The sequence below is a fragment of the Amphritea pacifica genome (assembly GCF_016924145.1).
Taxonomy (GTDB): Bacteria; Pseudomonadota; Gammaproteobacteria; order Pseudomonadales; family Balneatricaceae; genus Amphritea; species Amphritea pacifica.
In genome coordinates, this window is the sequence record NZ_JAFFZO010000036.1 from 22,046 (window position 1) to 41,975 (window position 19,930).

Here is a 19,930-nt window from a genome sequence, read left to right on the forward strand (position 1 = left end):
TGATCCTCCTGTGCCGCTTTAGGCCTGCAACACATACACCAGCGGAAACAGCATCAGCCATAACAGATCGACCATATGCCAGTAGCAGGCGCCACTCTCAAACTCATTCATCCGTTCGCAGTGATAACGGCCCCGGTACACCTGGTGACTGAGGAACAGCAGCACCAGCATGCCTAAAATCACGTGCAGCATATGAAAGCCGGTCAGGCCGAAGTAGAAAAAATAAAAATCATTACTCCCGAAACCAAAGCCACGTTCCGCCAAATGCTGATATTCACCGCTCTTTACCCCCAGATAGAGCCCGGCACAGGCCAGCGCCAACAGCAGATTAATCACACTGGCGATTCTCTGCCGATTTAACAGCGCCCGCTGAGCGATAACCACAAAGTAACTACTGGTCAGTAGTGCCAGAGTATTTGCCAACCCGGCGGCGGTGCTGATAGACGCCTGTCCCTGAGCAAACATCTCCGGATATCGCACCCGGGTGATCGCAAACAACAGGAACAGCAGAGCAAATACACTCAGCTCAGCAAAAATAAACAACCAGACAGCAAAATCGCCCGGGAGAATTTTCGTAGCGCTAACCGGTTGAGGGTATTCAGCAGCGTTCATCTTTCACTCTCCTTAGTACTATCCTTAGCGCTATCAAGTTCCAGTACCGGGATCATCCGGTCACTATTCGCTGAGCGCCGCTGATCACCCGCGGTCCAGTGCAACAGGCCTCCTTGTGGGTTGTCTTTCTGCACCTCATTGCAGGCATCTATACATTCACTGCACTGCGTACAGGTAAATTTACGCCGTTTGATACTGCGTGCGGGTAAGCGCATTGGACAAGCGGTATCGCAGGCATTATTACAATCCTTGCATAACGCCGCTCTGCTACTGTCAAAACTGACCATCAGCGCTTTGGGGTTCATCATCCATAACAGGCTCTGCAATACCCCCAGTGCACAGCCATACTTACAGAACAGATGCCTGGCAAACAAAAAGTCCGTGAGGAACACCAGCGTGGCGACAGCGATAAATATCGCTCGTCCCCCGTTTAACTGTAGTTGCCACAGATCTGAGTACAGTTCCAGCGGCGACACCAGATAACCCAGCAATCCGACAGACCAGACCAGCGCAATAACCGAACTGCTGACAAGCAGCATCAGCCAGGCGCTCAGACTGTGAGGTTTACTGCCTTTTTCCCAGACGGTGGGGCGGCCGATCAATCGCTGCATCTGCCCGTTAATCAGCTCCACGACGGAAAAATGGGGACACAGCCAGCCACAGTACAGCCGGCCATACCTGACAGCAATCCAGATTCCAGCAACCACCAGCACCACAATGGGCAGCAGTACCCGTAACAGAATCTGTACTGCAGCATCGCTACCGGCAACCCCGGCGACCGCCTGATCGATACCCAGCCCCAACGGCTGTCCAAACAGGATAAAGTGCCCCTGAGTCAGGTCATAACGGAACAGATTGGTAACCGGTGCCAGCAGAAACAGGATAAAAAAACCACTGCGGCTAAGGTTGCGATAGAACTGCTGAGGCTGGTACATCAGAATATCCAGACGCTCTCCACGATCAGTGGCGGGGAGAGCGTCTCCTGTTAATCGGAAATCACATTTTCAGCTTTGACCAGACGCGCTTCCTCTCCCTTGATGAAGAAGCTGGTGAGATACACCACCAACCCGATCAGGAAGATCACACCCGCAGCTTCACGCAACCAGTAGAACAGTGAAATCTGATCCTGTACCACCATAAATGGCAGCGGACTTTCGCTGTAACGCTGCAGATAAACCTGCAGGATTCCGGCACCGGTCAGAAACAGAGTGATAAACACCATAGAAACGGTCATCAGCCAGAAAGCCCACATCTCAGCGACCTGCGACTTATTACTATTGGCTGCATCCCGGCCATTCAGCATCGGCATCGCATAGGAGATCATCGTCAGGACGATCATTACGTAGGCACCGTAAAAAGCCATATGACCATGGGCGGCGGTGATCTGCGAACCATGGGTATAGTAGTTTACCGGGGCCAGCGTATGCAGGAACCCCCAGACACCGGCCCCAAGGAAGGCCATCACCCCGGTACCCAGCGCCCATAGCGTCGCAGCCCGGTTAGGATGCTGACGACGGCGTTTGTTGACCATATTGAATGCAAACAGCGTCATCATAAAGAACGGCACCGGTTCCATCGCAGAGAACACCGAACCAATCCACAGCCAGTAATCCGGAGTTCCGATGTAGTAATAGTGGTGACCCGTGCCCAGCAGACCGGTAATCAGCGCCATCGCAATGATCATATAGAGCCACTTTTCAATGACCTCCCGATCGACACCGGTAATTTTGATCAGGGTAAACGCCAGGATCGCCCCCAGAATCAGTTCCCAGACACCCTCAACCCACAGATGTACCACCCACCACCAGAACATCTTATCCAGCACCAGGTTATCGGGGTTGTAGAAGGAGAACAGGAAGAACACTGCCAACCCGACCAGCCCCAGCAACAGCACCATGGAGATCACGGTTTTACGTCCCCGCAAAATGGTCATGCCAATATTAAACAGGAAGCCCAGCGCCACAATCACTATACCGATCTTAGTGATTGTCGGCTGCTCGAGGAACTCCCGTCCCATGGTGGGTAACAGATCATTACCGGTCAGCTCTGCCAGCCTGGCATAAGGCACCGCCAGATAGCCGATAATTGTCAGCGCACCAGCGACCAGGAAAACCCAGAACAGCAGCAGCGCCAGTTTTGGTGAGAAAAGTTCAGTTTGAGACTCTTCCGGTACCAGATAATAAGTCGAACCCATAAAACCAAACAGCAACCATACGATCAGCAGATTGGTATGCACCATACGGGCAACGTTGAAAGGTATCTCCGGAAACAGGAAATCCCCCAGAACATATTGCAGCCCCATGATCAAACCGAACAGAATCTGTCCGACGAACAGACCAATTGCCGCAATAAAATACGGTTTAGCAACAGATTGAGATCTATATTTCATAAGTGCCCCTTAGCCCTGAATATTCGGTGGCCAGTTATTGGCTTTGATTTCTGAGGTATATTTAAGGAACGCTGCAATCGCATCCAGCTCCTGATCGGTCAGGTTGAACTGAGGCATACTGCGCCGTCCCGGAATACCATTCACCGGACGACTCTTGATAAACCCTTTAATCGCCTCTTTACTGTGGCCAAACCGTTCATAGACATTACCCAGTTCCGGTGCGAAATATGCACCTTCGCCCAGTAATGTGTGGCAGCCAATACAGTTATTGTCTTCCCAGACCTTCTTACCGAGAGCAACCTCTTCAGTCAGATTCTGGCGGTTATCCTGCTTAGGTAATCCCTGTACGGAATGCGTGGTTAGTCCTATCAGCAACAGAAAGAAGAACAAGCTTCCTCCGAAGAAGATATTCCTGGCCATCGACTTGGTAAACGTTTCGTTCATAAGGTATCTCCACCCCTTAAACTGTGACTGGCAACCAGAATATAGCCGCCTTATAGCAACTCACTACGTGCCACAATTGTCGCCACTTACGGCAAGGTAACCTTGATCAAGGTCAATTCTGGAAAAATACCTGAGTGTTTTTATAGGCTTTTAGAAAAACCTGCGCTATTAATGAGCGTATAAAGATTTTGCGGAGACTGAAGCGCGTTATGCGATCCATCGAATCAACAGCAAACAGAAACCGGCTGGCCATCGTCGCTGAGTCGCTTTATCTGATCAATTTACTGGCTCTGCCCGGCATCGCCTTGGTGATACTCTGTTTTCTGCGCTGGAAATACCGCCATAGCAGTAATCCACTGGAGCGTTGCCATCTGCATCAGGCGTGTCTGATAAGCGGCTGGTTCTGTCTGATTGTGATCGGGGGAGGAACCACCCTGTGGGTCTTACTGGCAGGCAGCGCAGCAGGCATCTCTATGATCCTGCTGTACCTGATTGTGATGCATACCGGATTTGTATTGCTGGGCATCTTCGCCTTAGCCAAGGCGATCAGCGGTCAGCACTTCCACCCTGGGCGTCAGCGCTGCCCGGTCTGATAAACCGGTTTATGACTCAGACACTGTGAATATTAAAAGCCGCCTAAACCGCTATTCAATCATAGCGGCAATAATCGGTTTAACTCAACACCAGCGATAACGCCGTATTTCACAACATGTTCGCCTTATCCCGGGCAGCCGCCGCGCCGCTGTGATCGCCACCCTCACTGCGAATATCCGCAATCAGAATCCAGAATTTGCGCTCCATGGCCGACTGCCCACGGGCCAGGGTCAGCCCTTTGAGGGCAAACTGTTCTGCCTGCAGATACTGTCCCTGCTGACGACGCAGATCGGCCAGCCGCATATACACATGGGGATCACGGGGAGCTATCCGCTGAGCCCGCTCAAGGCTGCTTTGCGCTGCACTGTACTCACCCTGTTTCTGCTGTTCAAGCGCGCCCTGAAGCAGAGCGATAACGGCCGGATTGCTGCTGGATACAGGCGCTGGCGCGGCAACCTGACGGTTCACCACAGTGAAGCCCTGACCGGTATCAACCGGCGTCGCCACGGCAGTATCTGAACCGACATTCGGATCAACCGCGACCCCGCTGCCGGATTCTGAGCGGTCTTCCACAATCGGATTAATATTGGCATTACCGCCCATACAACCGGCGAGTAATGATGTTAAGAGCAGCCCACAACCTGTCGATATCACTTTTTTCATCTGTTTATTCCGTTCTGAACCAGCGCTTGAGAAGATCAAGCGGATTACTGATAACACTGTCACCGCACCCGGATGATTCCTTAGGTTCAGTGCCCTCGATAAAGGGTAGTTCCCGGGCTCCCTCACACCCTTCACCCGACATCAGCCCGGTGCTATCTTCAACCCAATGATACTTGATTGTATCCGGTCTTTCCGCCATGAAAGGCTGCGGCCGGGTGCGCGCCATAAACTCGGTCCATACCCGCAGCGCGCCGCTACTACCGGTCAGCGGCAACGGCTGGTTATCATCCAGTCCCAGCCAGACAACCGCCAGCCGGTCACCGGCAAAACCGGCAAACCAGCTATCCCGCTGATCATTGGTGGTGCCGGTTTTTCCCGCCACAATAAGATCCTGAGGTAAACGATTATACACCGAACGGGCGGTGCCCTCGCGCACCACCTCCTGCAAACCATACTGAATCAGGTGTACCGGGCCGGATGCCACTGTCTGCAGGATGTTGTAAGAGTATCGGGACAGCTCCTCATTGTTGCTATCGGTCACCATCCGGATCGCCCGCATCGGCACCTGAAAGCCGTTTCCGGCGATGGTTTGATACAGCTGAGCGACCTCCAGCGGTGATAGCGCGGTCGACCCCAGCAGCATTGAAGGGTACTCATCGACATCACGCTGCAACCCCAGTCGCCTGAGCATATCCACCACCTTAGCGGTGCCGATCTCAAGTCCCAGTCGCGCAGATGACTGATTGTAGGAGTGTGCCAGCGCAGTGTGCAACGGCACCGGACCGTGGCTGGTACGGCTGTAGTTCTGTGGTTGCCACACGTCGCCATTGGGCAGTTTCACCTCGAGCGGTTCATCCTCTATGATCGAAGCGAGGGTATAATCCCCCTCCAGCGCTGCCAGATATACCACCGGTTTAATCAATGATCCCACCGGACGCAGCGTATCCAGCGCCCGGTTAAACCCCTGATAGCGGGTATTGCGCCCACCCACAATAGCCAGCACCTCTCCACTCAGCGGGTTACTCACGACCATCCCGCCCTCCAGCTCTTTAACCGGTTTACCATAACGCTGCTGCAACTTACCGATAACACTGACCAGGCTGGTTTCAGCCCGTGTCTGGGCGATCGGGTCCAGGGCCGTAAACACCCTCAGCCCCTCACTGTTAAGCGCCTCTTCGGGATATTCCTGTCGCAGTTGCCGCTTTACCAGGTCCAGATATGCCGGATAAGCGCCTTTGAGCAGACTCTGCTGTTCCACCACCCCCAGCGGTTGCTGCTCCGCCTGTTGCCGTTCTTCCAGAGTAATGCTGCCCTGCTCCTGCAACACTTTAAGCACCAGATTTCGCCGCTCAGTGGCCCGTTGTGGGTGGCGACGGGGATCATAAAACGAAGGCCCCTTAACCAGCGCCGCCATCAGCGCAACCTGATGCAGCTTCAGCTCCCGAATCGGCTGTGCAAACAGATACTGGCTGGCCAGACCGAAACCGTGAATCGCCCGGGAACCCTCCTGCCCCAGATAAACTTCATTGAGATACGCCTCGAGAATCTCATCTTTGCTGTAGTGCAGATCCAGCAGCACCGCCATCGGAATCTCGGCCAGCTTACGGCTGAGCGAACGTTCTGAGCTGAGGTAGAAGTTTTTAATCAGTTGCTGCGTCAGGGTACTGCCGCCCTGTACAAAACGACCCGCTTTAGCATTGACGACCATCGCCCGGGCGATCCCCCGCGGGGAGATACCGAAGTGACTGTAATAGTTGCGGTCTTCGATGGCGATCAGGGCATCCACCAGATGGGGGGGCGCTTCAGAGAGCTGGATCAGATCGCGGTCTTCATTATCTTTGGGGTAGATACCGCCAATCAAAACAGGCTCTAAGCGTGCCAGCGGCAACTGACTGCCCGACTCATCACGAATACGGGTCAGCGTATCGCCACTGAAATCGATCAGTAGTTTACGGGCGCTCTCCTGACCATCGGGAAAATCAAACCCACGGGTATACAGCCGCACCCGCGAGGTTGCCCATTCGGCACTGCCCGGCTGAGTAGCGCGGGAGGTAAACTGATAGCCCAACCCTTTCAGCTCGATTTTCAGATCGTCACGACTCAGTTGCTGACCGGGAAACAGCTCCAGAGGCCGGGCATACACCTTCGCGGGCAGCGCCCAGCGTTTACCCTCAAACTTCGCCCGCACCTGAGCATCCAGATATACCAGCCCGGCGGCGGCAATCACCAGCATCACCAGGGACACTTTCAGAAACAGTTTAAACAGCCGACGCTTCCAGGAGGGCTTATTTGACTTCGTTTTGCGACTCTTTTGGGAACGGGATGCAGCTGCCCCTCTCTTTTTTGCCATTGGCTACGTATAATCCTCTGTGAATTCCGGCAACTACTAAAAAATATATGACTCAAGAACTGATCACAGCCCTGTCAGATCCAAACCATTATCCTCATCCGGTCGCTGAGATCCGGGTGATTGAGACGCATATCTCCTGGGTAATTCTGACCGGCGAGATCGCCTATAAAATCAAGAAACCGGTCAATTTTGGTTTTCTTGATTTTACCAGTCTGGAGAGTCGCAAACACTACTGTTATGAAGAACTCCGCCTGAATCAACGATTAGCTCCGGATATATATCAGGAGGTCGTCGCCATTTGCGGCTCGCCGGCCAGCCCCACACTAACCGCTGTGGAATTAACCATTCCTGAACCGGCCAACACATCTTCAGTGACAGCCACACCGGTGGAGAGCGACGCACCCGCTGCTGATACAGACAACTCTGAACCGAATAGTTCGGCAGAACCGTTCGAGTATGCGGTAAAAATGCGCCAGTTTGATGACGGCCTGCGGCTGGACCGGCTGTTACAGAAATGCGCCCTGACCAACGCCCACATTGACGCGCTGAGTCAGCAGATTGCAGACTTTCACCTTGCTGTACCCCACGCCAGCAACGATGGTCCCTGGGGCGAAACTGACACGGTCTGGCAGGTGGTCAGCGATAATTTCACCCACACCGGCGAGCATCTGCATTCACTCGATGACTGGCTGGAACTACAGCAGTTAGCCTATCAGGTCAGTCAGCAGTTCCGCAGTCTGTCTTCAAAGATTGAACAACGCAAGCGCGACGGCAATATTCGTGAATGTCACGGCGATCTGCATCTGGGTAATACCACCCTGCTGGATAACCAGGTCAGGCTGTTTGACTGTATTGAGTTCAATCTGGAGTTTCGCTGGATCGACACCATCTGCGATCTGGCATTCCTGCTGATGGACCTGGAAGCCAATCAACAGCATGCCTTTGCCAATCGCTGCCTGAACCGCTATCTGGAAATTACCGGTGACTACGACGGCACCCGGTTACTTAACTTTTACAAAGGTTATCGGGCGATGGTACGCGCCAAAGTTGCGGTGATTGGCCAGCAAGTCGACCTTGCGGAATACCGCCGCTATATCAGGCTGGCACTGAGCTATGCCAACAAACCCTCCCCGGTTTTGTTTCTGATGCATGGTGTATCAGGCAGCGGCAAAAGCTACCTGAGCCAGCAACTGCTGGAGCGCAGTGGCGCGATCCGAATCCGCTCAGACGTTGAACGTAAACGATTGCACCGGGAGCTGAGTCTGAAAGGGGAAAAATTGCAGCTGTATGGCAACGAGATGAATGTGCATACCTTCAACCATCTCAAGGCCCTCACAGAGAAGCTGCTCAGAGTGGGGGAAACGGTGATCGTTGATGCCACCTTTATCCGCGAACGTACCCGTCTGAGCTATCGCCGCATCGCTGAAAAACTGGGGATTGAGATGCGCATTATCTCCTGCACCTGCAACCAGACCTTAATGGAGCAACGTCTGGAACGTCGCGTAGCAGAGGCTGCAGACCCTTCCGATGCCGATGTACAGATCATGCGGCAGCAGCAGAAAACCAAACAGCCATTAACCCAGGCAGAGCAACGCTGTTGCTATAAAGTGGATACCAACTGCGCAGATCCAGTCGAAAGTCTCTTTGAGCAGATCCGGCGGGATCCACAGATCAGTTTATCATTAAACGATTAAGGGCCGGGCTGGCTGATAAAGACAGGACCAGACAGGGTGTCGGTTTTTCGCACAGTCACCTGATAAAGATCGCTGAGCTGTCGTTCGGTCATCACACTGTCCACCGGCCCCACGGCGGCCATCCGCCCCTGCTGTAACAGCACCACCCGGTCTGCCAGTTGCGCCGCCAGATTGAGATCATGCAGCACACAACAGACCGATACCCCTGCCGCGGCGACCATTCTGATCTGTTGCAGCAGCAGTTGCTGATACCTCAGATCCATCTCGCTGACCGGCTCATCCAGCAACAACACCTGACAATCGGGCCCCGCCTGAGCCAGCACCCGGGCAACCTGCACCCGCTGCTGTTCACCGCCGGAGAGGGAGGTATAATCGCGCTGCGCCAGCGATTCCAGTTGAAACTGCTGTAAACAGGCTGACACCCTTACCGCTGTCGCAGACCGGTCCAACAGCAACGGGTAGCAGCCCAGCGCCACCACCTCCTCCACCCGGAATGGAAAGTTGAGCGGCTGCTGCTGGGTATACATCGCCAGATAACGCGCTCTCAGCTGCGGCTCCATCCCGGACAACTCAACGCCAGCCAGACAAACCCGGCCACTGTCTGCCCGGTTCAACCCACAGAGCATCCCTAACAAAGTGGATTTACCTGCACCATTTGGTCCGAGCAATACCGTTATCTCCCCGGGCGGCAGTTCTACAGAGATATCGTCCAGCAACGTTTGTCCATTGCGTTTCAGGCAGAGACCGGTAGCGGTTAACATATGCTCAACTCCCGCTTGCGCCGGGTTAACAGCAACAGAAAAAATGGCCCGCCCACCAGCGCTGTGACAATACCGACCGGCAACTCCGCAGGACTCACCAGCAGTCGCGATACACTATCGGCAACGGTCAGCAACACCGCCCCCAGCAGCGCCGACAGAGGCAGCAGACGGCGGTTATCAGGGCCGGTTAACAGACGCACCAGATGGGGGACGACCAGACCGACAAATCCGATAATACCAGTGAGAGCCACAACGGCGCCGACTCCCAGAGCGATCAGCAGAATCATCAGCCGCTTACAACGCACCACATTCAGTCCTAACAAACCGGCCTGCTGTTCACCCAGCAACAATAGATTCAGCTTCTGGCCATAGCGGGGTAATAACCATAATACCGGTACTGCAGCCACCAGCAGCACCAGCAGGTCCTGCCAGCGACTATGATTCAGACTGCCCAGTAACCAGAAGCTCAGCTGACGCAGCTGCTGATCTCCTGCCAGATATTTCAGCCCGCCAAGACCGGCCAGCGCAATCGCATTGATCGCGATACCGCAGAGCAACATATTGGTGACTGACACCCCCTGCAGGGTGACCGATAACCGCGCCACCAGCAAAGTGGTCAGCACTCCTCCGGCAAACGCCGCCAGTGGTAACATCAGCCCCCCCAGCAGGTAGACCGAACTGCCCAGCAACACCATCATTCCCCCCGCACTGAGGGCCGCCCCGGCGGAGATACCGATCAGACCGGGATCGGCCAGCGGATTACGAAACAACGACTGTGCAGCGGCTCCGGTGATCGCCAGTAGTGCCCCGGCCAGCAACGTCAGCAGCAGGCGTGGCAGACGCAGCTGCCAGAACACCTGACTGGCGACAGAGTCATCAAACACGCCACTCAGATCGACCGCCACAGGACCGGTCATCAGTGAAAAAAGCGCCGATATTAATAATAAAAACCATAATCCAATCACTATCGTGCGATGACTCATCAGCGTTTCTCCAGAACAAAATCAACCGGCACCCGGACATAAGACGCCACCGCTAATCCATTCTGTCTGGCCGGAACAAACTGCCACTGCTGCACCGCGTCCCGGGCGGCCTGATCCAGCAAGTCAGAGCCTGAACTGTGTTCCACCTTTACCCCCTCGACAGCGCCATCCCGGCCGATCTCAGCCCGCAAAACCACCTGCCCCTCAATCCCCCTTTTACGTGCCAGTCGCGGATACGGAGGCGGCTCTGGCGACACCCTAAATTCCGGGTGGTTCTGATACACCGGTGTGCTTTGAGATGACAGCAGTTCTGCCTGATGACGCGTTACCGGTGGCTTCTCAGGCGGTTCCCGAACCACCGCAGGAGCCTCGGCTTTGGGTAGCTGAGTCTCAGCGGAGTCAGCTTTCGAATCCGGCTCAGCGGCGGGGGGAACATGATCAGGCACCCGTTCGGGGGAGGTCGCAACCGGCTGAGCTGCAGGCCTGACAGGCGGTTTGGCTGCAGACATTACTGCCGGCTGATCGGTTGCCGTTGCAATAACAGGCGCGCTGCTTTCATGTGGCGCACTATGCTCATGTGATTCATTCACCTCCCGGCTGCTTTCCTCACTGCCGTTGTCGCTGCGGGGAGCGGTCACCCGGACATTCAGCTCCTGTCCGCCCAGACGAACCGGTTGTGGTGAAGACAGCCAGCCGCTACCGATCAGTGTCAGATGAACAGCACCCGACACTAACAGGGTAATTATAAAAACACGCAACTCAATCAGAGTTGCCAGCAGGCTATTCACAGATTAAGGGCATCCTCTTTTTAATAAGACGCTATCATTGGCAATGAAAGTTGGCGATTATAATAGCAGTATCAGCACAACGACCTGATATTTTCTCAACCGAAGATTAACCGGATTCACTATGCCAACCGTTACCCCGTTATTCGACATCAGTGAGCTGACTGAAAACAGCGCGAAAGGGATCGAACTGAATCAGCGCAAGCTGTTTGCGGTCTGTCGACAGGGACGCATCTACCTGTATGAAAACCGTTGTCCCCATAAAGGTGTTCCGCTGGAGTGGCTGCCCGATACATTTCTCGATGTGGAAAAACAGTTTATCCAGTGTTCCACCCATGGTGCGCTATTCACCATCGACAAGGGGCTCTGCATCGCAGGCCCCTGCGCCGGAGCCAGCCTGATCCCGGTTAGCTATGAGATTATCGACGGGCAGCTCTGCATCCCGGAATAGGGATCACAGACAGACCGGCAGCGACTGACTGATCACCACCTGCTGTGGCGAAATCGAGGCGCCATAGGCGTAGACCTCCACACCCGCAGCGGCCGCCTCGCGCAGCAACTGACCATAGGCCGGATCGATATGATCCGCCGGGCGCACCTGTTCAATACCGGTGTGGGGGACACAGAACATCAACACCGCCCGATATCCCTCAGAGACCATCAACATCAGCTCCCGCAGATGCTTAGCCCCCCGGGCGGTAACCGCATCAGGAAAGGTGCCGATCCCGCTCTCTTCCAGCAGGGTGACATTCTTGATCTCCACATAGCAGGGGGGCCGCTGCTCATCCTCCAGATACAGATCAATACGGCTGTTCTCATCGCCATACCTGACCTCCTGCCGGATTGAGCTGTACCCCTGCAGTTCAGAGATCACCCCGGTTTCGATCCCTTCCCGGATCAGCGCATTCGCCCGGCCGGTATTGATACAGGCCCAGAAACGCCCCTCAACCTGCACCAGCTCCCAGCCAAAGGGGTATTTACGTTTCAGATTGCCGGAGTCCTGAATCCAGACCTGACTGCCAGGATCGGCACAGTTTTTCATTGACCCTGTATTCGGGCAGTGCACCGTCAACTGTCGCCCATTGTCCAGTTCGATATCCGCCAGAAACCGTTTGTAGCGTTTGATCAGCCGGCCCGGTTGCATATTGTTCAGTTGCATCAGCTCAGCCTTTTCCGCAGTCGTTCAAGCGCTTTTTCGATCTGTGTCAGACTGGTGGTGTAAGAGAAACGGATATATCGGTTGGCCCGGTACTCACCAAAGTCGATACCCGGGGTTACCGCCACTTTATCCTGTTCCAGCAGCTCCCAGCAGAAATCGAAGGTATTATCGGTAAACCTGGAGGCATCGGCATAGACGTAAAACGCGCCCTCAGGCATCAGCGGGATCTCAAAACCCAGTTTCCGCAAACCATCGACCAGCAGATCCCGCCGCTCGCGGAACGCTTCGCGGCGCTGTTCAAGGATATCAATAGTCTCAGGACGAAACGCCGCCAGGGCGGCGTGCTGAGCAATCGTCGGAGGCGAGATAAACAGATTCTGCGCCAGCCGTTCAATATCCGCCACCGCAGCGTCGGGCACAATCGTCCAGCCCAGTCGCCAGCCCGTCATGCCGAAATACTTTGAGAAGCTGTTCAGAACAAACGCATCCTGATCTACCGACAGTACCGTGGGGGCATCAAAGCCATAGGTCAGGCCATGATACAGCTCATCCACAACCAGGTGACCCGCTCTGCTTTTGACCGTCTGCGAGATCAGCTCCAACTGCTCTCTGTGCACCACACTACCGGTAGGATTAGCGGGCGAAGCCAGCAGAACCCCCGCAGTATTGCTGTTCCAGTTCTGCTCGATCAGCTCCGGAGTTAACTGGTAGTTGTCGTCTGTGCCAACCGGCACCAGTTGTCCCCGAGCCTCCAGCAAACGCAGGAAACGGGGATTGCAGGGGTAACCGGGATCAGCCATCATAAAGGTCTGCCCCGGGTTAGTCAGGGTCGCAAACACCATCAGCAATGCTCCGGAAGCGCCCGCCGTAACAATCACCCGTTCCGCCGGAATATTCAGACCATAACGTTGCTGATAAAACCCGGCGATCGCCTCACGTAGCGGGGGAATTCCGGCCGCTGGAGTGTACTGGGTGTGGCCATCACGAATCGCCGCGATCCCCGCCTCGGCAACCGGTGCCGGGGTGGCAAAGTCGGGTTCTCCGGCACACATATGCACGACATCATGCCCCTGAGCATCCAGCTCTTTGGCCCGTTTGAGCAGATCCATAACTTTAAAGGATTCGATATCAGCGACCCGATCCGACCAGTGATTCATCACACGCGGCTCCCTCTGTTGACCGTTTTTGAATGGTCAGGATTATACATTAGTCATAGCCTGAAAGCAGAACTTCACTCCCCGGAATCACCATTTCCGCCAGGTAACGATTGCGATAAAACAGCTAATCGCTGCTATAGTTAGTTGTTGTGCCGCTTTGAATGACTCTGGACTACACAACAGATTGAAAAAAATTAAAATGTAGCCGTTTCAGATGATTTACAGTTTTTTGATCTTGGGGCTGGTGAAAACTCAAAGGTTCTGGTAACTTCAGCTCCCTTCTGATGGTTGGTTTAAACACCTTCAGTATCATGGCCGTTGGTAGAAGCGTTCGGGCACCATTGCCCGACCTGTTGAGAGAGAAGCGAGGCAGAACTATGCCGAATCAAGAAACACAGTTCACACACTTTGTGCCTTATCCTATTAAGGATGGCGAAGAGTACATGAACGAAGCTCAAAAAGATCATTTCCGCCAAATTCTGAACGCCTGGAAACAGGAGCTGATGGAAGAGGTAGACCGTACCGTTAACCATTTGCAGGAAGAAGCAACCAACTTTGCTGATCCCAGCGACCGCGCCAGCCAGGAAGAAGAGTTCAGCCTTGAACTACGCACCCGGGACCGGGAGCGTAAGCTGATCAACAAAATATCTAAAGCGATGGAAAGCATCGACGAAGATGATTACGGCTACTGCGAAGCCTGCGGTGTAGAGATCGGCGTGCGACGTCTGGAAGCACGCCCGACAGCAACACTCTGCATTGACTGCAAAACACTGGCTGAGATCAAAGAGAAACAGCTGGGTATCTGATCTGTTCGCGGCTGACCCTGTCAGCCGCTTCTGCAATGGTCTATACCGGTCGCTTCGCTCCCTCACCCACTGGCCCGCTCCATTTCGGCTCCCTTCTCGCTGCGATTGCCAGCTACCTCGACGCCCGCGCACATAAGGGTCGCTGGCTGTTACGCATCGAAGATCTTGACCCACCGCGCGAAGTTGAAGGTGCCAGCGACAGCATCTTAAAAACACTGGAACAGTTTGGACTGCACTGGGATGGTGAAGTCATTCGTCAGAGTGACCGATACGCGATCTATAGCGATATCCTGTCACAACTCATCCAGAATGACGCGGCCTATCGCTGCGGTTGTTCCCGACAGCAGATTCGCAAGCGTAGCGGCGGCTTACTTTATGATCGTTATTGCCGCAACAACCCGCCCGCAACCGATACGCACTGTGCTATTCGCAGTCGCTGTGATCAGGATCACCCGTTCTACGACCGGATTCAGGGCCACCAGCAGTTCAGTAATCAGGTTGAGGATTTTGTCATCTTCCGCCGCGATGGTTTTTTTGCCTATCAGTTGGCCGTCACTATTGATGATGCCGCGCAACAGATCAGCCACATCGTTCGCGGTTCCGACCTGCTTGATTCAACGCCGAAGCAGATACAGCTGCAACAGCAGCTGGGATACCCTCAGCCTGTCTATGCCCATATCCCCGTCGCAACCAACATCCGGGGCCAGAAGCTCAGTAAACAGACCCTGGCCCCGGCGCTGGATGAAGGTCAGGCGCTACAGCTGATCATCCGCGCCCTGGATTTTCTTGGCCAGCAACCCGTGGCAGAATTAACCGACAGCAATATTGAAGAGTGTCTTAGCTGGGCCTCTGCGCACTGGGATATCACGGCTGTGCCAAACCAAACAGGCATCATTCTGGAGGATAGCTGATGCATTTTTACCGCGCCCTGATCGTCCTGGTCATCGGAGGGTACCTGCTGTCGCCTATGCTCGATCAGTGGTGGCCCGATTCCGCCACGCCCTGGTACAGGCCCTATATTATCTGGGCTGCTCTGATCCTGATTGTCGCCATACTGGAAAGGAGACGGCGTAGCGATGAATTTTAATCTGGCTGGCCTGCTGCTGATCGCCATCGCCTATCTGACCGCCCTGTTTGGTACCGCTTACATCACTGAACGGGGCTGGATTGCCAAACGCATCATCTATCATCCGGCCACCTATGTGCTGTCACTGGGGGTATTCACCAGCGTCTGGACCTTTTATGGCACCTTCGCCATTGCCAAAGAATCTGGCTACAGTTTTCTGGCATCCTACCTCGGTGCGTCAGCCGCCTTCTTTCTGGCTCCGGTGATTCTGATTCCGATTCTGCGGATCACCCGCACCTACCAGCTAAGCTCGCTGGCCGACCTGTTTGCCTTCCGCTTTCGTTCCGCCACGGCTGGTGCCCTGACAGCGATTTTTTCCCTGATCGCAATTCTGCCACTCATATCGATTCAGATTCAGGCGGTCTCAGATTCACTGCATATTCTTAATCAGGACTTCTCTTCAGATCAGATCGCGGTGGGCTTCTGCACGCTGATCGCTCTGTTTTCGATTCTGGTGGGGGCCCGCAACCCCTCTCTGCGCTATAACCGTACCGGTCTGATTGTGGCGATGGCAACGGGATCACTGATCAAGCTGTTCGCCCTCACGACCATAGCGCTGTACGCTCTGTTCAATGTGATGGGAGGTCCGGGCGGACTGGAGCTATGGCTGCAGCAGCACCCTGAAGAGCTGGCGGTATTCGACACACAACTGGACAGCGATATGTGGCGCACCATGTTGCTGGGTTTTTTCTCAGCCATCATCGTGATGCCGCACACCTTCCATATGATGTTTACCGAAAACACCTCATCCAACAGCCTGCACAAAGCCAGTTGGGGGGTACCGCTTTACCTGCTGATACTGGCGTTAGCAGTGCCTCCTGTTCTCTGGGCGGGCATCCGCCTTGGGATTGCAGATCAGCCCGCTTTCCTGATTCTCAATCTGGGCATTAAACTGGAATCCGGTTTTATCACCACCCTGGCCTTTATCGGCGGCCTGACCGCAGCCAGCGGAATCATCATTGTAGCGACCATATCAATCGCCTCTATGCTACAGAATCATCTGATCCTGCCACTGGTTCCGCCGCTATCAACACAGCGGTTATATTCCCACCTGCTGTGGCTCAGACGGATACTCATTATCGTGATGATGATCGGCAGCTATCTGTTCTATGCTGAGGTCGGCCTGAATTACAATATCCACTGGCTTGGCACCCTGGCATTTATCGCCTTTATGCAGTTTCTGCCGGGCATCCTCGCAACACTTTTCTGGCCGGGAGCCAACCGCACGGGCTTCTGCCTCGGACTGATTGTTGGCATGAGCACCTGGATTTTTCCGATGCTCACCGCTCTGCTGAATGGAACGATCAGCGATGACGCATCGATTATGTATCATCAGAACTGGCACCACATCGCCATCTATGCGCTGACAGCAAATATTATCGTCTTCCTGCTGGCCTCCATTCTGACCCGCAGCTCACCGGAAGAGATCGCCAGCGCCAGCGCCTGTCTGCATAACAGCCTGCAACGTCCGGTTGGCCCCCAGTTAAACATCAGTCACAGCGATGAACTGGTGACGTTACTCAGTACCCGATTGGGAAAAGGGACCGCCCAGAAGGAGGTTGAACAAGCATTACAGGAGTTGAATCTGCATCGCGGCGAGCTTAACGCTATCGACCTGATGCGCCTCAGGACCCTGATTGAGAGCCGGCTTAGCGCTCTGTTCGGACCGGTTGAGGCCAGCACGCTGTTAAACCAGCAGATTCACAAAGACACCCTGGATCAGTACCGCACCCGGGACATCCATCTGCTGGAGGGACAACTGGAAAACTATCAAACCCGGCTCAGCGGCCTGGCAGCTGAACTGGATAACCTGCGCCGCCACCACCGGATGACCCTGCAACGCTTACCTGTGGGCGCCTGTTCGCTGGACGAAAAAGGCCAGATTATCTTCTGGAATCAGGAGATGGAACAGTTTACCGGCCTGCAAACCTCATCGGTGCTAACCCGCAGGTTAATCAACCTGCCTGAGCCCTGGGGGGAGCTGCTGCATGATTTTTCAACACAGGAACAAAACCATCTGCTCTCTCACCATCTGCTGATCAACGGAGAGAATTGCTGGCTGAGTCTGCACAAAGCCAGTCTGGCGGAAAACTCAGAGTCGATGGTGATCCTGCTGGAAAATGAAACCGAAAACCAGATTCTGGTCAACCGGCTATCCCACAACGAACGACTCGCCTCAATCGGCCGCTTTGCTGCCGGAGTAGCACACGAAATTGGCAATCCGGTCACCGGAATCGCCTGCCTGGCGCAGAACCTGAAATATGAAACCGATGATGAGATCATCCTTGAAAGCGGCGAACAGATTGTTGCTCAGACTAACCGCATCACCCGTATTGTGCAGTCGCTGATCCGCTTTGCGCATACCGGTCAGAGTGAGGGCAAACAGCTTCAGGAAGATATCAACCTCAAAGCGCTGACCGATGAGGCACTTCACCTGGTGTCGATGGACAGCCGTGGACGCGAGATTAACCTGATCAACAATATCGATGCAGCCATCAATATCAGCGGCGACCCACAACGGCTGATGCAGGTGTTTGTCAATCTGATCAATAATGCCTGTGATGCAACTCCGATCCATGGCCGGGTATGGCTGGATGCCAAACGCAACAGCAACTCCTTCGAGATCACGGTGACGGATGAGGGCAGCGGGATCGCCCCGGAACACCAGAACAAGTTGTTTGAACCCTTTTTTACCACCAAAGACCCCGGTAAAGGCACTGGATTAGGGCTGCCTTTGGTCTATAACATCATTGAAGAGCATTATGGTAGTATAAGCATAGTGAGTCCCGCCAATAAAAATCAGAACAATGGCACTCAGGTGGTTATCACCCTCCCGGTCACTTTGCAGGATTAAGTTTGTAAGATAACAAACACCTGCAGACCAGAGGACAAGAAGCAAAGGTAAACCGAATGAGCCGCATTCTGATCGTAGAAGATGAGTCTATTATACGTTCTGCCCTCCGGCGACTGCTGGAGCGCAACAGCTACAGTGTCGACGACGCAGGGTCCGTTGACGAAGCAACCAGCCAGTTCAATCTCAATGATTACAACCTGATCATCAGCGACCTGCGCCTGCCCGGAGCACCAGGCACTGACCTGATCAACCTGGCCAAAGCGGTCCCGGTGGTCATTATGACCAGTTATGCCAGCATGCGCTCCGCCGTGGATGCGATGAAGCTGGGGGCCGTTGACTATATTGCTAAACCGTTTGATCACGAAGAGATTCTGGAAACCATCGCCAGTATTATCAAGCTGCGCGGGGGCGATGACAAAACCGCTGACCGTAGTGCAGGAGCACAGTTGCCGGAAAACCAGATGGTTGGTAACTGCGCTGCGATGAGAAACCTCTTCAGCCGGATTCACAAGGTGGCGCGCACCGATGCCACCGTTCTGATTCAGGGCGAATCTGGCACCGGTAAAGAACTGGCGGCCAGAGCGATCCACCAGCAAAGCGACCGTTCAGGCTCGCCCATGGTGTCTGTAAACTGTGCATCGATCCCGGAAACCCTGATCGAATCAGAGCTGTTTGGCCACGAGAAAGGGGCATTTACCGGAGCAGACTCGGCCCGCAACGGCCTGATCGAAGCCGCCAATGGCGGCACTCTGTTCCTTGATGAGATTGGCGAACTGCCTCTGGAAGCACAAGCCCGGCTACTGCGCTTTTTACAGGAGGGCGAGATCCGCAGAGTAGGCGCGGTCAAATCGACCCATGTTGATGTCCGGCTGATTGCCGCCACCCACCGCAACCTGAAAGCCCTGGCCAAAACAGGCGAGTTCCGCGAAGACCTCTATTACCGGCTTTATGTAATGGAGCTGCAAATGCCACCACTGCGGGAACGCGGTGAGGATATTATTGAGATCGCTCAGCAGTTCCTGCAGAAAAGCTGCGAGAAGCTCGGCTCCCCTCTGCTCAGTTTCAGTGCCGATGCCTGTGAGACGATGATACGGTATAACTGGCCAGGTAATGTCCGCGAACTGCAGAATGCCATTGAACGGGCGGTTATTCTGGCGGATGATCACCACATCACCACAGACCTGCTGGGGCTCGATATCGAGTGCGGTAGCCTGGCAGAGCTGGAATCCAGTTTTGCCAGTGGTCACTCACTTGTCGCGGAAACAGACATCGATCTCCGTGAGCGCCGCCCGGAACAGAACCTCTCTCTGGATGATTACTTCCAGCGCTTCGTACTGGAGAATCAGGACAGCATGAGTGAAACCAAGCTGGCAAAAAAACTGGGTATCAGTCGCAAGTGTTTATGGGAGCGCCGCCAGAAACTGGGCATCCCACGAAAGTCTAAAGAACATAACAACGTCTGAAAAGGCTGTCACCAGAACGGGGGCAAAAGTGTTACTTATCCCCCATTGAGCAGATGCAGCATGAGTAAAAAGGTAACACTTTTTGTTACC

Annotated in this window: 19 protein-coding genes; 8 read left to right on the forward strand and 11 right to left on the reverse strand. The window is 54.4% G+C overall.

Annotation, left to right across the window (positions count from 1 at the left end; translation table 11 throughout):
* Positions 1-18: 18 nt before the first annotated feature.
* Genes JW499_RS18035 through JW499_RS18050 form a run of 4 tightly spaced genes read right to left on the reverse strand, consistent with a single transcriptional unit; the run spans position 19 to position 3,445 of the window.
* The gene (locus tag JW499_RS18035; RefSeq protein ID WP_205211892.1) at positions 19-612 is read right to left on the reverse strand and encodes a cytochrome c oxidase subunit 3; all 594 of its coding nucleotides are present in this window, start codon (positions 610-612) and stop codon (positions 19-21) included.
* Complete coding sequence (locus tag JW499_RS18040) at positions 609-1,547, reverse strand: 4Fe-4S binding protein (RefSeq protein WP_205211893.1); 939 nt, start codon at positions 1,545-1,547, stop codon at positions 609-611. The genes JW499_RS18035 and JW499_RS18040 overlap by 4 nt, the downstream gene beginning before the upstream one ends.
* Positions 1,548-1,597: 50 nt before the next feature.
* Positions 1,598-3,001, reverse strand: coding sequence for a cbb3-type cytochrome c oxidase subunit I (locus JW499_RS18045; protein WP_205211894.1), 1,404 nt, complete (start codon positions 2,999-3,001; stop codon positions 1,598-1,600).
* 9 nt (positions 3,002-3,010) lie between these two features.
* Positions 3,011-3,445, reverse strand: coding sequence for a c-type cytochrome (locus tag JW499_RS18050; RefSeq protein ID WP_205211895.1), 435 nt, complete (start codon positions 3,443-3,445; stop codon positions 3,011-3,013).
* 209 nt (positions 3,446-3,654) lie between these two features.
* On the opposite strand from JW499_RS18050, the gene JW499_RS18055 reads away from it, so the two are divergent.
* On the forward strand, positions 3,655-4,038 hold the full coding sequence (locus JW499_RS18055) for a hypothetical protein (protein WP_205211896.1): 384 nt from the start codon (positions 3,655-3,657) through the stop codon (positions 4,036-4,038).
* 109 nt (positions 4,039-4,147) lie between these two features.
* Here the strand turns inward: JW499_RS18055 and JW499_RS18060 are convergent, their stop codons facing one another.
* Together JW499_RS18060 and mrcB are read right to left on the reverse strand one after the other, a co-directional pair.
* Positions 4,148-4,702 (reverse strand): tetratricopeptide repeat protein, encoded by a 555-nt coding sequence (locus tag JW499_RS18060; RefSeq protein WP_205211897.1) that lies wholly within the window; start codon positions 4,700-4,702, stop codon positions 4,148-4,150.
* Between the two features lie 4 nt (positions 4,703-4,706).
* Positions 4,707-7,052, reverse strand: a complete 2,346-nt coding sequence (mrcB, locus tag JW499_RS18065; protein WP_205211898.1) for a penicillin-binding protein 1B — start codon at positions 7,050-7,052, stop codon at positions 4,707-4,709.
* Between the two features lie 47 nt (positions 7,053-7,099).
* Here mrcB and JW499_RS18070 point away from each other — a divergent pair, with 47 nt between their 5' ends.
* On the forward strand, positions 7,100-8,746 hold the full coding sequence (locus JW499_RS18070) for a bifunctional aminoglycoside phosphotransferase/ATP-binding protein (RefSeq protein ID WP_205211899.1): 1,647 nt from the start codon (positions 7,100-7,102) through the stop codon (positions 8,744-8,746).
* Here the strand turns inward: JW499_RS18070 and JW499_RS18075 are convergent.
* The 3 genes from JW499_RS18075 to JW499_RS18085 are packed head-to-tail and all read right to left on the reverse strand — an operon-like array spanning position 8,743 to position 11,278.
* Positions 8,743-9,507, reverse strand: coding sequence for a heme ABC transporter ATP-binding protein (locus tag JW499_RS18075; protein ID WP_205211900.1), 765 nt, complete (start codon positions 9,505-9,507; stop codon positions 8,743-8,745). The genes JW499_RS18070 and JW499_RS18075 overlap by 4 nt on opposite strands.
* Entirely contained in the window at positions 9,501-10,490 is a 990-nt protein-coding gene (locus JW499_RS18080; protein ID WP_205211901.1) for a FecCD family ABC transporter permease, read from the reverse strand. Before JW499_RS18080 ends, JW499_RS18075 begins: the two co-directional genes overlap by 7 nt.
* The gene (locus JW499_RS18085; RefSeq protein ID WP_205211902.1) at positions 10,490-11,278 is read right to left on the reverse strand and encodes an energy transducer TonB; all 789 of its coding nucleotides are present in this window, start codon (positions 11,276-11,278) and stop codon (positions 10,490-10,492) included. Before JW499_RS18085 ends, JW499_RS18080 begins: the two co-directional genes overlap by 1 nt.
* A gap of 121 nt (positions 11,279-11,399) precedes the next feature.
* Between JW499_RS18085 and JW499_RS18090 the strand changes: the two genes are divergently transcribed.
* Entirely contained in the window at positions 11,400-11,726 is a 327-nt protein-coding gene (locus tag JW499_RS18090) for a Rieske (2Fe-2S) protein (protein ID WP_091361632.1), read from the forward strand.
* A 3-nt stretch (positions 11,727-11,729) separates the two neighbouring features.
* On the opposite strand, the gene sfsA is transcribed toward JW499_RS18090, so the two are convergent.
* Both sfsA and JW499_RS18100 read right to left on the reverse strand, forming a co-directional pair.
* Positions 11,730-12,434: a DNA/RNA nuclease SfsA gene (gene sfsA / locus JW499_RS18095; RefSeq protein WP_205211903.1), complete on the reverse strand. Its 705-nt coding sequence runs from the start codon at positions 12,432-12,434 to the stop codon at positions 11,730-11,732.
* Positions 12,434-13,591 carry a pyridoxal phosphate-dependent aminotransferase gene (locus JW499_RS18100; protein ID WP_205211904.1) on the reverse strand — a complete coding sequence of 386 codons (1,158 nt, stop codon included), beginning with the start codon at positions 13,589-13,591 and terminating at the stop codon, positions 12,434-12,436. The genes sfsA and JW499_RS18100 overlap by 1 nt, the downstream gene beginning before the upstream one ends.
* A gap of 377 nt (positions 13,592-13,968) precedes the next feature.
* Here JW499_RS18100 and dksA point away from each other — a divergent pair, with 377 nt between their 5' ends.
* Genes dksA through JW499_RS18125 form a run of 5 tightly spaced genes read left to right on the forward strand, consistent with a single transcriptional unit; the run spans position 13,969 to position 19,840 of the window.
* The gene (gene dksA / locus JW499_RS18105; protein WP_091361626.1) at positions 13,969-14,397 is read left to right on the forward strand and encodes an RNA polymerase-binding protein DksA; all 429 of its coding nucleotides are present in this window, start codon (positions 13,969-13,971) and stop codon (positions 14,395-14,397) included.
* A 35-nt stretch (positions 14,398-14,432) separates the two neighbouring features.
* Positions 14,433-15,308: a tRNA glutamyl-Q(34) synthetase GluQRS gene (gluQRS, locus tag JW499_RS18110; RefSeq protein WP_205211905.1), complete on the forward strand. Its 876-nt coding sequence runs from the start codon at positions 14,433-14,435 to the stop codon at positions 15,306-15,308.
* Positions 15,308-15,484: an Asp23/Gls24 family envelope stress response protein gene (locus JW499_RS18115; RefSeq protein WP_205211906.1), complete on the forward strand. Its 177-nt coding sequence runs from the start codon at positions 15,308-15,310 to the stop codon at positions 15,482-15,484. The genes gluQRS and JW499_RS18115 overlap by 1 nt, the downstream gene beginning before the upstream one ends.
* Positions 15,474-18,377 carry an ATP-binding protein gene (locus tag JW499_RS18120; protein WP_205211907.1) on the forward strand — a complete coding sequence of 968 codons (2,904 nt, stop codon included), beginning with the start codon at positions 15,474-15,476 and terminating at the stop codon, positions 18,375-18,377. The genes JW499_RS18115 and JW499_RS18120 overlap by 11 nt, the downstream gene beginning before the upstream one ends.
* Positions 18,378-18,433: 56 nt before the next feature.
* On the forward strand, positions 18,434-19,840 hold the full coding sequence (locus JW499_RS18125; protein WP_205211908.1) for a sigma-54-dependent transcriptional regulator: 1,407 nt from the start codon (positions 18,434-18,436) through the stop codon (positions 19,838-19,840).
* Positions 19,841-19,930: the final 90 nt, after the last annotated feature.

Coding starts and splice junctions, on each gene's coding strand:
- JW499_RS18035 (WP_205211892.1), bottom strand. CDS start 612: ATGAACGCTGCTGAATACCCTCAACCGGTTAGCGCTACGAAAATTCTC.
- JW499_RS18040 (WP_205211893.1), bottom strand. CDS start 1,547: ATGTACCAGCCTCAGCAGTTCTATCGCAACCTTAGCCGCAGTGGTTTT.
- JW499_RS18045 (WP_205211894.1), bottom strand. CDS start 3,001: ATGAAATATAGATCTCAATCTGTTGCTAAACCGTATTTTATTGCGGCA.
- JW499_RS18050 (WP_205211895.1), bottom strand. CDS start 3,445: ATGAACGAAACGTTTACCAAGTCGATGGCCAGGAATATCTTCTTCGGA.
- JW499_RS18055 (WP_205211896.1), top strand. CDS start 3,655: ATGCGATCCATCGAATCAACAGCAAACAGAAACCGGCTGGCCATCGTC.
- JW499_RS18060 (WP_205211897.1), bottom strand. CDS start 4,702: ATGAAAAAAGTGATATCGACAGGTTGTGGGCTGCTCTTAACATCATTA.
- mrcB (WP_205211898.1), bottom strand. CDS start 7,052: ATGGCAAAAAAGAGAGGGGCAGCTGCATCCCGTTCCCAAAAGAGTCGC.
- JW499_RS18070 (WP_205211899.1), top strand. CDS start 7,100: ATGACTCAAGAACTGATCACAGCCCTGTCAGATCCAAACCATTATCCT.
- JW499_RS18075 (WP_205211900.1), bottom strand. CDS start 9,507: ATGTTAACCGCTACCGGTCTCTGCCTGAAACGCAATGGACAAACGTTG.
- JW499_RS18080 (WP_205211901.1), bottom strand. CDS start 10,490: ATGAGTCATCGCACGATAGTGATTGGATTATGGTTTTTATTATTAATA.
- JW499_RS18090 (WP_091361632.1), top strand. CDS start 11,400: ATGCCAACCGTTACCCCGTTATTCGACATCAGTGAGCTGACTGAAAAC.
- sfsA (WP_205211903.1), bottom strand. CDS start 12,434: ATGCAACTGAACAATATGCAACCGGGCCGGCTGATCAAACGCTACAAA.
- JW499_RS18100 (WP_205211904.1), bottom strand. CDS start 13,591: ATGAATCACTGGTCGGATCGGGTCGCTGATATCGAATCCTTTAAAGTT.
- dksA (WP_091361626.1), top strand. CDS start 13,969: ATGCCGAATCAAGAAACACAGTTCACACACTTTGTGCCTTATCCTATT.
- gluQRS (WP_205211905.1), top strand. CDS start 14,433: ATGGTCTATACCGGTCGCTTCGCTCCCTCACCCACTGGCCCGCTCCAT.
- JW499_RS18115 (WP_205211906.1), top strand. CDS start 15,308: ATGCATTTTTACCGCGCCCTGATCGTCCTGGTCATCGGAGGGTACCTG.
- JW499_RS18120 (WP_205211907.1), top strand. CDS start 15,474: ATGAATTTTAATCTGGCTGGCCTGCTGCTGATCGCCATCGCCTATCTG.
- JW499_RS18125 (WP_205211908.1), top strand. CDS start 18,434: ATGAGCCGCATTCTGATCGTAGAAGATGAGTCTATTATACGTTCTGCC.